Origin of the sequence: Candidatus Williamhamiltonella defendens (genome assembly GCF_900699045.1) — a bacterium.
In the GTDB taxonomy this organism is placed as follows: Bacteria; Pseudomonadota; Gammaproteobacteria; order Enterobacterales; family Enterobacteriaceae; genus Hamiltonella; species Hamiltonella defensa_A.
Map to the genome: position 1 here is coordinate 194,150 of NZ_CAADHL010000001.1, position 12,080 is coordinate 206,229.

Consider the following 12,080-nt stretch of genomic DNA (forward strand, 5'->3'; position numbering starts at 1 on the left):
CGCTTAAAAAGCTTAAGGATCAAGATTGATGAATATTGATATGATTTTGCCTCTAATAGCGTATTTATTTATCCTTTTTTGTTTATCTTTTTATAGTGTCAGAAATCAAAAATATAAACATTTCCTGAAGCAATATTTTATTGGCAAGCACCCCATGTGGGCTTCGTATTAGCCATGACTTTGAGCAGCACTTATATTTTAGTGCAAGTTCTTTTATCGGCGGTCCTGGAGCGGCTTATCAATATGGGTTTGGTTTTATTCGCCATTATCTAGCTCCCTACAATATGATGTTTATTTGGGCATATTAGGAAAATTTGCTATTTTGGCGCGGAGTTATAACGCTGCCACTTTAAATGATGTGCTGTATACCAGTTATAAAAGCTGGCTTTAATCTGTCTGACTAGGGAGAGTTATTGACATTTATGGAAGACATGACAGTTTAATTTGTGAGAGGCGCTCGGCTGCTAGAAGCGACTACTGACATTCCCTATCATGTCGGATTATTGGTATTCGCTATCAGTGTCAACTCTATATAACACTTTTGGCTGTTTTTTGCAGCAGCATACTCGATGACAGCTTACAGGGTATATGCTATCGGGCATTATTTTCTTTTAATGGCGGAAGTATATAACGCCGGAGGGTTAGCAAAAGCAGTAGATACCTTCTTTCACTTTGTCCTGCGTTGATCACACCTCCGAGCTAAGATCAAATACTGAATATGCCATTTTTGGTGGGCATCATGATGGTTACTATGTATTTATCGAGGGCTTTATGGCGCACTACTTTACCCTCTTTAAGTGTTCCTGATGAGTTAATCCTAAAACTGATGATTCGGGTGTTCTTACCTTTTGCAGCCGTTCTTTTTCTTACCGCACCAATGGCGGCTATTATGTCGACTGTGAATGCACAGCTATTGCAATCCTCCGCTACCTTGGTCAAGGACATGTATCTGAACCTCAAGCCCAAATAGATCAAAAATGAAATAAATTTCAAAGTGAATCACTTTGTGTTTCGATCTTTTACTCATACTAACAGCGTGGCCACCACCAGCGATATTCTCATATCTTAATTTATTGGCTATTTTGGGAAATAGACTCCGTTTTTTGTGGCGTTTTGTACTTGGATTATACTGGCCGCTAGTGCCTATGGAGACATCAGCCCAATGATAGTGGGTGACATTTGTTATATTTTATTGACGATATTTAAAATTCAATTTTAAGGATTCTATCCTAATTACGCCAACATGCATTTTAAACCTTTTAGCTTTTTTGATGGGCAATATCTGGGGCAATAAAAAACTCTCACACTTCATAGAGATAAAACATACCTTAGAATACAAATCAAAATAATCACATCAAAATAGCATGCCAACCTGTTAGAAACGCTATTGTTAGAAACCGGCGCTATCTCTGTCACTTTTCAAGACCCAGGGGATCGGCCTGTTTTTAATTTTTTTAAGGCGAATTAGAATTTTGGAATGACATTGAAATCGTAGGTTTATATGAAGCGCATACTAATTTATATGAACATCAAACGAAAATCGACGCAGCCATCAATAAAATAAAATTCATGTATGAACCCGGGCATTATTTTATTTATAAAATTGAATATTTGAAAGATAAACAGTGGTAGCAAGAATGGATGATTCATTTTTATCTTATGCGTTTTAGGCAGCATCTTTGGGTTTATCAGAGTATGCAAGTGGGATAGATTCGAGTGCAGTTAATGTCATACTAGATCCCGCATTGGTATTTAGCACATGAGCACACCCGACCAGGGCGCTTTGTTTAGAATAGCTTTATAGCCTTGATTTATAAAATTAAATCTTAATTGATTTTATGTGTGGCTCAGGCATTTTGGCCATAGCAACGCTAAAATTAGGGGCGAACCAAACGATTGGGCTTGACATAGATCCTCAAGCGCTTGAAGCAAGTCGGGATAACGAACAACGTAACAGAGTTACGTAGCATCTGGTGCTCTATTTATCTGGACAAGAACCGAAAAATCTTCAAATATATGTGGTTATTGCTAATATTTATCCGCCCCTTTGTGTGAATTAGCAGCCGCAATTGCCGATTTAGTTAAGCCTGATGAGTATTTAAGCATTTCTAGTATTTTGAAAACTCAATTATGATAAAGTTTTTCAGACATATTAACGCGACTTTGCGTTTATTCTACTGCTGAAAAAGAAGAGTGCTGCCGTATCACGTCCGTAAAAATAAAAATGATGGAATATAAATTTCTGAAAGAATGAGGAATCTCTGATTGTTTGATATTGAATCAAACTCTGTGATAAATACTGATTTTTTTTAAAATGAGTTGACGCTCATTTTGCATATACGCATAATGCGCCCCGAAACGCTTAATGAAGGTCTATAATCATAAAGAGCATAAAAGATGGCTACGTAGCTCAGCTGGTTAGAGCACAGCACTCATAATGCTGGGGTCACAGGTTCGAATCCCGTCGTAGCCACCATTGCGGGAGTGGCGAAATTGGTAGACGCACTAGATTTAGGTTCTAGCGCCTTAAGGTGTGCGAGTTCAAGTCTCGCCTCCCGCACCACTTTTAAACCGCCGATGATAAAAGCAAATGGGGTATAGCCAAGTGGTAAGGCACCGGGTTTTGATCCCGGCATTCCCAGGTTCGAATCCTGGTACCCCAGCCATATTTTTGCACCATCCTTATTTTAAAAAATCCCTCATGACGACACGCTGTTATTTTATTAGGGTATACGTTTAGGGCATAGCCAAGTGGTAGGCACCGGGTTTTGATCCCGGCATTCCCAGGTTCGAATCCTGGTACCCCAGCCATCATAATCAATCGTTTATCTGATTCCCATGCTTTCCCTTTATAGAGCAGAGACCTTGGACACTTTAAAATACATTCATGGCCGAACCCTTCAAGCTTTAGCGCGTAAAATGCTTTACTCACAAGCATTATAAAAAAATGCCATACGGTCAATTCAGTATTTTTTAAAAACGAATGTTTAACTTTTTCAATGCTCTAGCCACTTCAATTTTTAGTGCCACGAATGGTTATCGTTAAAGTGCCACAAGGCTATTAAATGAAATTCTGTTGACTCGTGCCTACTCGCTCACATGGATAAAATGTTGTAAAAGAGGTCTCACTGAAGACATTTCAAAAAACTTGATAAATAAAAAATTCAATAAATCAATGCGTTATCTGTATGTGAAGTTTTTTCAAATCAAATCGTTCTGAGTGAATAGGCGCTTCCCTCGACTGAGGACCTGTACATCGTTATAATGAATCGTGACAAAATTAGCGGGTCTAAAAATCCCTTGTGTTATCTTTTTCTATATATCATAGAGCATATGACCGGTTTCATTCGTAATCTTTATGATTTATGTATGTACACAGAAAAATAAATGAGTTTAATTAATAAAATCTTGTATTAGTGTTTTCAGTCTCAACTGCTTGATGAACATATTGCCTTGTTTATACGTTGACCTGAGAGAAAATTTTAAAAAATCTGTATTGAGGTAAAAAATGCAATTTTTGGTTGAAACAACAGAAGATCTTAAAAAACGAGCAATAATCACATTATTTTCTGATGATATCGAAAAAGCCATTAAAGATAAGGTAGTTCAAATGGCTAAAACAGCAAAAATGGACGGCTTTCGTAAAGGAAAGGTCCCTATCAACTTGATTGAACAACGTTATGGTGAATCTATTCAACAAGATATTTTGATCGATTTTATGCAAGATCATTTTTCAAAAATCATTCTTCAAGAAAAGCTTATCCTCGCTTGCAGACCTCAATATTTACCAGGAAAATATATAAAAAATGAAAATTACACTTATTCAGTGGAATTTGAAGTGTATCCAGTGATCAAACTTAAATCTTTAGAATTAATTGAAGTAGAAAAACCTATAGTGTCACTCACCGATGATGATATTGATAACATGTTAGAAAAATTACGCCACCAAAAAAAAACTTGGCAAGAAATCCCGGATCTCCCTGCTGAAATTGGAGATCGCGTGACCTTTGACTTTACTGGCTCTATTGACGGAGAAAAATTTGAAGGCGGTACTGCTTCTGACTTTGTCATGAACCTCGGTGAAGGAAATCTGTTCCCGGGTTTTGAAGATGGTATTGTAGGTCATAAAATGAGCGAAGAATTTAATATCACATTAACTTTCCCTGATGAGTATCACAGTGATCCTTTAAAAGGAAAAGAAAGCGAATTTTTAATTCATCTAAAAAAAATCGAAAAATTTCAATTACCTGAAATTAATGAAGAATTTATCAAAAATTTTGATTTACCTGAGGAATCCTCCATAGAGGCTTTACGTGCTGAAATACGTAAAAACATGCAAAGAGAACTCACAAAATCCATTCGCAAAAGAATTAAAGAACAAACTATTACAAGCTTATGCAGTTTAAATAAAACAAAAGTACCTCTTTCTTTAATAGAAGAAGAAATTGATGCCTTACGCACAAAAGCTGCATCTTATCGCGATACAAAAGACATCATAAAAGAGCTTCCTCACTCTGTATTTGCTAAAAAGGCAGAAAGTCTGGTGCTTGCAAGACTGTTATTAACTGAAGTCATCGATCAAAACAAGTTAACGGTTGATGAAAATAAGGTCCAAGTTTTTCTTGAAGAAATCGCCGAGGCTTATAAAAACCCTAAGGAAACAATGGAATTTTATAAAAATAATAAAAAGTTAATGAATAATATATGCAATCTTGCCTTGGAAGAAGAAGCCATTCAAGTGCTTTTAAAAAAAGCTAAAATCACGGAAAAACTAATCTCATTTAGTGAGTTTATGAAGCAAATCCATGAGACTGATACGGCTAACGATTGAGTCAGTCTCGACTGACTCGCCTTAGCGTCTTCGATGTTTTAGAGAAAAAATTATTCTTTTTGAATATAAGAAATCAAGCCAGACTATACCAAGAAGTTAATTCTGAACTAAAATTACGCCGCAAAACACTAATTTTTAGGAGAGGATATGTCATCTTTTGAGGAACAAAATACACGCTTACCCAGTATGGCTTTGGTGCCTATAGTGGTAGAACAAACTTCGCGTGGAGAACGGGCGTACGATATCTATTCCCGTATGCTAAAAGAGCGTGTTATTTTTTTAACAGGGCAAGTAGAAGAGCATATGGCGAATCTGATTGTGGCGCAGATCTTATTCTTAGAAGCAGAAAATCCTGAAAAAGATATTTATTTATACATTAATTCTCCAGGGGGAGTGATTACAGCAGGGATGTCTATTTATGACACCATGCAATTTATAACACCTGATGTCAGCACGATCTGTATAGGGCAGGCATGCTCAATGGGGGCCTTTTTATTAGCCTCTGGCGCAAAAGGTAAACGTTATTGCTTACCTAATGCCAGAGTAATGATTCATCAGCCACTAGGTAAATTTCAAGGCCAAGCCAGTGATATTGAAATTCATGCAAAAGAAATATTAAAAGTAAAAAAACGTATGAATGACTTAATGGCAATACATACCAAAAAAACATTAAAGATAATAGAAAAGGATACAGAACGTGATCACTTTTTATCTGCTGAAGAAGCGAAAAAATATGGACTGGTGGACTGTGTATTAACTGAACGCAAGGATGTTAAAAATTTTAGTAAAAAATATTCTATATGAATATAAACATAGAGAATAATCATTCTATCACTGAAATTTTTGAATGAATAATATGACAAAAGAGGTTTACTGATAATGAGTAAGCGCAAAAGTTCTGGAAAGCTGATTTATTGCTCTTTTTGCGGGAAAAACCAGCATGAAGTGCACAAATTAATTGCAGGCCCTGCAGTTTATGTTTGTGACGAATGTATTGATTTATGTAACAACATTATTCGTCAAGAAATGAAAGAAGTTTCTACTACAGAATCAGAGGCTTTACCCACACCTCATCAAATACGTGCCCATTTAGATGACTACGTTATTGGTCAAGAAGCTGCAAAAAAAGTGTTATCAGTGGCTGTCTACAATCATTATAAAAGGTTAAGTCACTCTATCCCTGATGGTGTTGAACTAGGTAAAAGTAACATTTTACTGATTGGTCCAACGGGAAGCGGTAAAACCTTATTAGCAGAAACCTTAGCACGTTTCCTTAACGTTCCCTTTACGATTGCAGATGCCACAGTTTTAACAGAAGCAGGTTATGTAGGAGAAGATGTTGAAAATATTATTCAAAAACTGCTACAAAAATGTAACTACGATGTTCAAAAAGCACAGCTGGGTATCATATATATTGATGAAATAGATAAAATTTCACGTAAATCAGATAATCCTTCAATTACTCGAGACGTATCAGGTGAAGGAGTACAACAGGCATTACTGAAACTCATTGAAGGAACAATCGCATCTGTACCTCCTCAAGGTGGCCGTAAGCATCCGCAGCAAGAATTCTTACAGGTTGACACTTCAAAAATTTTATTTATATGTGGAGGCGCCTTTGCCGATCTTAGCAAGGTAATTGAACAGCGGCTCAATACAGGTACTGGCATTGGTTTTAACGCTACAGTTAAAGGGGCCTGTGAAAAAATAAATGAAGATAAAATCTTGTCTCAGGTTCAGACCGAAGACTTAGTAAAATTTGGCTTAATCCCTGAGTTTATAGGGCGATTACCTGTTATTGCTGTATTAGATCAACTAAATGAAGAGGCTTTAATCCAAATTTTGAAAGCGCCTAAAAATGCACTGACAAAACAATATCAGGCTTTGTTTCACCTTGAGGGGGTTGAGCTTGAATTTCATGAGAATGCTTTAAAGGCAATTGCCAAAAAATCCATGGTTCGCAAAACAGGGGCTCGTGGTTTAAGATCTATTGTTGAAAACACTTTGTTGGATACCATGTATGATTTACCATCCACAGAAAATGTTTCTAAAGTAGTGGTCAATGAATCTGTGATTATTGGCCAGTCCGTTCCCTTAATGATTTTCGAGCAAAATGAGACACAAATTTCAAAAAAAAATAATTAACGAAAATATATCGAAATTATTTTTCAAGTTTCATAAAAAATGCAAAATGGATTATCACTGCTAAAAATAAAAGCCCTGCTTTCAGTCATAGACTTTTTTAAAACCGTAGTGATGACTGTGAATTCAAAACGAAGGAGCGTCCGGCCGGCTTGTGCTCATAGAAGTCAATGAAGGAAATGCTCAGAAGACTTTAGTGTATAAAAAACGAGCACCTAATAAATCACAATCTAGTAGGCTTTTAAAAAGGTCTAATTAAACAAAGATAAAACTATAGAGAGACCTTCATGAACCTTAAGCGTGCTGAACGCGTACAAATTCCCGTCTTACCACTGCGTGATGTTGTTGTTTTTCCTCACATGGTGATCCCATTATTTATTGGTCGAGAAAAATCCATACGATGCCTAAAAGCAGGAATGGATTATGGTAAAAAATTGTTGCTTGTCGCTCAAAAAGAAGCAGCTGCTGATGAACCTTGCATGGATGATTTATTTTCTGTAGGCACTGTGGCTTCCATTTTGCAAATACTGAAGTTGCCTGATGGCACAGTAAAAATTTTAGTAGAAGGACTCAAGCGTGCACGTATAACAGCTTTATGTGAGGATTCAGGTTACTTCTCAGCTGAATTTGAATACATTAATCCAAAAGTCATAGAAAAGATTGAGCAGGAAGTATCCGTACGAGCTCTGATAAGTCAATTTGAGGTGTACGTTAAATTAAATAAAAAAATTCCATCCGAAGTATTGACTTCTTTAAGCCTTATTAATGATGCGGAACGTCTCTCAGACATGATTGCCGCTCATATTGCATCAAAATTAAATGAGAAACAAAATATTTTAGAAATTCCAGATCTCACTGAGCGTTTTACACAGCTGATGAATATCATGGCATCAGAAATAGATTTATTACAGATAGAAAAACGCATTCGTGGGCGTGTAAAAAAACAGATGGAAAAAAGCCAGCGCGAATATTATCTAAATGAACAAATGAAAGCCATTCAGAAAGAAATAGGCGAAATGGACAATATTCCTGACGAATATGAGATGCTAAAACGTAAAATTGAAGCCGCAAAAATTCCCAAAGAAGCACGTGAAAAAACAGAATCTGAACTGAAAAAATTAAAAATGATGCCTCCTATGTCTTCGGAAGCCACCGTTGTACGTGGTTACATTGATTGGATGCTACAAGTTCCTTGGCACAACCGCAACAAAGTTAAAAAAGATTTAATAAAGGCACAGGCAGTGCTAGATACCGAACATTATGGTTTAAAAAGAGTTAAAGACCGCATTCTTGAGTATCTTGCGGTACAAAGTAGAATCAGTAAAATTAAAGGCCCCATTCTATGTTTAGTGGGTCCTCCTGGAGTCGGCAAAACTTCATTGGGCCGATCTATTGCTCATGCAACGGGCCGTGAATATGTTCGAATGGCACTTGGAGGAGTACGCGATGAAGCTGAAATACGAGGACATAGGCGCACTTATATTGGTTCTATGCCAGGTAAACTGATTCAAAAAATGGCAAAAGTAAAAGTAAAAAATCCCCTGTTTTTATTAGATGAAATTGATAAAATGGAGACAGATATGCGTGGAGATCCTGCCTCTGCGCTATTGGAAGTACTAGATTCAGAGCAAAACGTTGCTTTTAATGATCATTATCTAGAAGTAGATTATGATCTTTCTGATGTTATGTTTGTCGCCACATCTAATTCATTAAATATCCCTTCACCACTACTAGATCGTATGGAAGTCATTCGCCTTTCAGGTTATACAGAAGACGAAAAATTCAATATTGCAAAACAGCATTTATTATCAAAACAATTTGAGCGTAATGCTATTAAAAAAAATGAGCTCAACATTGAAGATGGCGCAATTCTCGGCATCATTCGTTATTACACGAGGGAAGCAGGTGTACGAAATTTAGAGCGTGAAATATCTAAAATTTGTCGAAAGGCCGTAAAAATTTTATTAATGCAAAAAAAAATAAAGCACATTGATATTAATAAAAATAATTTAAAAGATTTTCTTGGTGTTCAACGGTTTGATTATGGTCGTGCTGATTCAGAAAACAGAATCGGTCAAGTCACAGGATTAGCTTGGACAGAGGTAGGTGGCGACTTACTGACAATAGAGGCCGCTTCTCTTCCAGGAAGGGGTAAACTGCTTTATACCGGATCCCTCGGTAAAGTGATGCAAGAATCTATTCAAGCTGCTTTAACTGTCGTACGCTCTCTTGCCGGAAAACTCGGTATTGCAAGCGATTTTCATGAAAATCGCGACCTTCACGTACATGTACCAGAAGGAGCTACTCCAAAAGATGGTCCCAGCGCGGGTATTGCAACCTGTACTGCTTTAGTCTCTTGTTTAACTGGTAACCCTATAAAAGCGAATGTTGCTATGACAGGTGAAATTACTTTACGTGGTTTAATATTACCTATTGGTGGCTTAAAAGAAAAATTACTGGCGGCTCACAGAGGCAATATTAAAATCGTTTTAATCCCCGATGAAAATAAACGTGATTTAGAAGAAATACCTGAAAACATCATTTCTGATCTTGAAATTCATCCTGTCAAATCTATTAATGATGTTTTAACATTAGCTTTGCAAAAGGCACCTTTTTCTGCTTCTTCTACTTCGAGTGAAGTAACAGTTAATAAAACTAAAGTTTTAAAAACTAAATCTGCATATAAAGCATGAAATTTAAAATCACAACAAGAGTAGATACGTCAGTCACATTCGCTCCACGTTGGGAAGTCATATTTTTGACCGTTCCGGCGATTTTTTTATTTTACAGTGGGTGGCATCCATATGATGGAATCTTTTCAAACGTCTACTAAAAACCTTACCTTAAAAATTATATTATTTTTTATCGTGTTATCTTTCATTACAGGTGGTTTGGGTAGTTACTTCATAGGGAAAACGACTGATTATGTTGCTAAAGTAAATGGTGAAAAAATAAGTCTGACACAATTAGAACAGGCTCTACAAAACGAACGTCAGAGCTTACAACAACAGTTAGGAGAACATTTTTTAGTCTTGGCTGACAATAAAGACTATATGAGACAACTACGTAAAAAGGTGATTGATCAATTAATTAATCATATTTTGATTGTTCAATACACTCACCATCTTGGTTTAAAGATCGATGATGAGCATGTCAAAGACACGATTAGAAAAATCTCTTATTTTCAAACAGAAAATCAATTTGATAATAAAAAATATCTCAATTTAATTAATAATATGGGATATACCCCTGATGAATTCGCTGAATTACAGCGCCAACAACTTATTAACGACCAGTTACTACAGGTATTTGGAAACAGCGAGTTTGTTTTACCCAATGAAATCAAAAGAATCTCAGCTTTACTTTTACAAAAACGTCACGTGAGAATGGCTACCTTAAATCTCAATACATTTCAAAATCGCCAACAAGTGACAGATGAGGAGATAAAAGATTATTACGATAAAAACAAAAATACTTTTACTAATCCGGAGCAAATCAAAGTCAGCTTTATTATTATGGATGCTGAAAGTATGGAAAATAAAATAACCGTCAATAAATTAGAAATAAAAAACTTTTATGAGCAACATTCAGCAGAATTCATTCAACCCAATCTTAAAAATTATAGTGTTATTCAACTTAAAACAAAAAAAGAGGCTTACACCACTTTAGATCAATTAAAAAAAGGAGCGATTTTTTCTGACCTAGCTAAAAATAAATCAATAGACAGTCTTTCACGCAAACAAGGGGGGCAATTAGGCTGGCTCGAACCAGATACTACTGTTGACGAAATTAAACAGGCTCATTTAACAGAAAAAGGACAACTTTCTGATGTCATCGAATCCTCTACTGGTTATTTTATCTTTCGTTTAAACGATATAAAACCTTCTTATGTTAAACCTTTATCTATTGTTCGTAATCAATTGATTAAAAAGATTAAACAAGAAAAAGCCATACGAGCATATTATGTTTTGCAAAAAATCACTGAAAAGATGTTCAACGAACATAAATCATTAGCCTCTGTAGAGGCGGTCTCTGGGTTAAAAGCGCAGCATACCGCTTTTTTTGGCCGTAATGATGTTCCATCTGAACTTAATATTCAACCAGTTATAAAAGCAATTTTTGATAGTGATTGGGTTGCTAAAAAAACTCAGACTGCTGGTGATGCTGAAATAATTAATCTTGATGGTAATCGAGCGGTAATCATTCGTGTTGATGAACATAAACCTAAACGTATTGAACATTTAGAAAAAGTCCGAGATAAAGTGCAAAAACAGATCCGAGCTCAAAAAGCACAAAAACAAATTCTAATTGAAGGTGAAAAATTTTTAACGGCTTTAAAAGAAGGTAAAGGAAAGTCAGAGATGAAATCAGCAGGCTTAAGTTTTAGTGAAGAAAAATCACTTTCTTATAATTCAGATCATAATGCACTTATTGAATCTATTTTTGCATTAAACTTGCCAACAAAAAACAAACCCGTATATGGTTTTAGCTTCGATCAACATAATAATGGTGTATTAATTGAGTTTTTATCTGTCACGGAAGGGGAATTAACGTCGAGTGAAAAACAAAATTTTATAAGCAACATAAAAGCTAGCTATAATATAGCTAACATAGAGGCCTTAGTAAAAAATTTACGTAGAGAGGCAGACATTCAAATACGGTCTTTCGATGACCAATAATTGCGATTAATATCGCATTATATTGCAAATATTTGTAACTAAGAAAAATAGTTTTCACAATTTCTCTCATATTTTGAATCAACTGATTGTTGTAAAACAAGCATCCAGCAAAGTTAAATTTCTTTTAACAACATGGAATATACGATATAAAAAAAGACAAAAAACTACGGCTCGTATTTTTATTACTTGTAACAATCAGTTCATCGTGGACGGTTAGGGTATTACCTAATTTGACTTATTATTACGATCAAGTGGTGATGTATACTAAATCAGATTTAAAAAATTTTTAGAATAATTGAACCCAGTCCATTTTTTCGATTTTCCTCTCACGGTACTTTCAATTTTTATCTTCCTTTTCATAGTATGCTTCGTATAATGTGATTACTATTTTCCTGAGCAAAGCGCTATTTAAAAATATCATCCGGGTA

The 12,080-nt window shown here is 35.6% G+C and carries 5 protein-coding genes, 4 tRNA genes and 2 pseudogenes; all 11 read left to right on the forward strand.

The window, feature by feature from the left end; translation table 11 throughout:
* The first annotated feature begins 28 nt into the window (after positions 1-28).
* A pseudogene (locus CICURV3402_RS00960) lies at positions 29-1,349 on the forward strand (sodium:solute symporter family transporter).
* Between the two features lie 23 nt (positions 1,350-1,372).
* A pseudogene (prmA, locus tag CICURV3402_RS00965) lies at positions 1,373-2,238 on the forward strand (50S ribosomal protein L11 methyltransferase).
* 161 nt (positions 2,239-2,399) lie between these two features.
* Positions 2,400-2,476: transfer RNA gene (locus CICURV3402_RS00970), tRNA-Met, on the forward strand.
* A 2-nt stretch (positions 2,477-2,478) separates the two neighbouring features.
* Positions 2,479-2,563 (forward strand) — tRNA-Leu (locus CICURV3402_RS00975).
* Positions 2,564-2,591: 28 nt separating this feature from the next.
* Positions 2,592-2,666 (forward strand) — tRNA-Gln (locus CICURV3402_RS00980).
* 71 nt (positions 2,667-2,737) lie between these two features.
* Positions 2,738-2,811 (forward strand) — tRNA-Gln (locus CICURV3402_RS00985).
* 697 nt (positions 2,812-3,508) lie between these two features.
* Entirely contained in the window at positions 3,509-4,831 is a 1,323-nt protein-coding gene (tig, locus tag CICURV3402_RS00990) for a trigger factor (protein WP_158379489.1), read from the forward strand.
* 147 nt (positions 4,832-4,978) lie between these two features.
* The gene (gene clpP / locus CICURV3402_RS00995) at positions 4,979-5,635 is read left to right on the forward strand and encodes an ATP-dependent Clp endopeptidase proteolytic subunit ClpP (protein ID WP_158379490.1); all 657 of its coding nucleotides are present in this window, start codon (positions 4,979-4,981) and stop codon (positions 5,633-5,635) included.
* A gap of 72 nt (positions 5,636-5,707) precedes the next feature.
* On the forward strand, positions 5,708-6,976 hold the full coding sequence (gene clpX, locus CICURV3402_RS01000; RefSeq protein ID WP_158379491.1) for an ATP-dependent protease ATP-binding subunit ClpX: 1,269 nt from the start codon (positions 5,708-5,710) through the stop codon (positions 6,974-6,976).
* 284 nt (positions 6,977-7,260) lie between these two features.
* Positions 7,261-9,666, forward strand: coding sequence for an endopeptidase La (gene lon, locus CICURV3402_RS01005; protein WP_158379492.1), 2,406 nt, complete (start codon positions 7,261-7,263; stop codon positions 9,664-9,666).
* Between the two features lie 111 nt (positions 9,667-9,777).
* The gene (ppiD, locus tag CICURV3402_RS01010) at positions 9,778-11,652 is read left to right on the forward strand and encodes a peptidylprolyl isomerase (RefSeq protein ID WP_158379493.1); all 1,875 of its coding nucleotides are present in this window, start codon (positions 9,778-9,780) and stop codon (positions 11,650-11,652) included.
* Positions 11,653-12,080 lie beyond the last annotated feature (428 nt).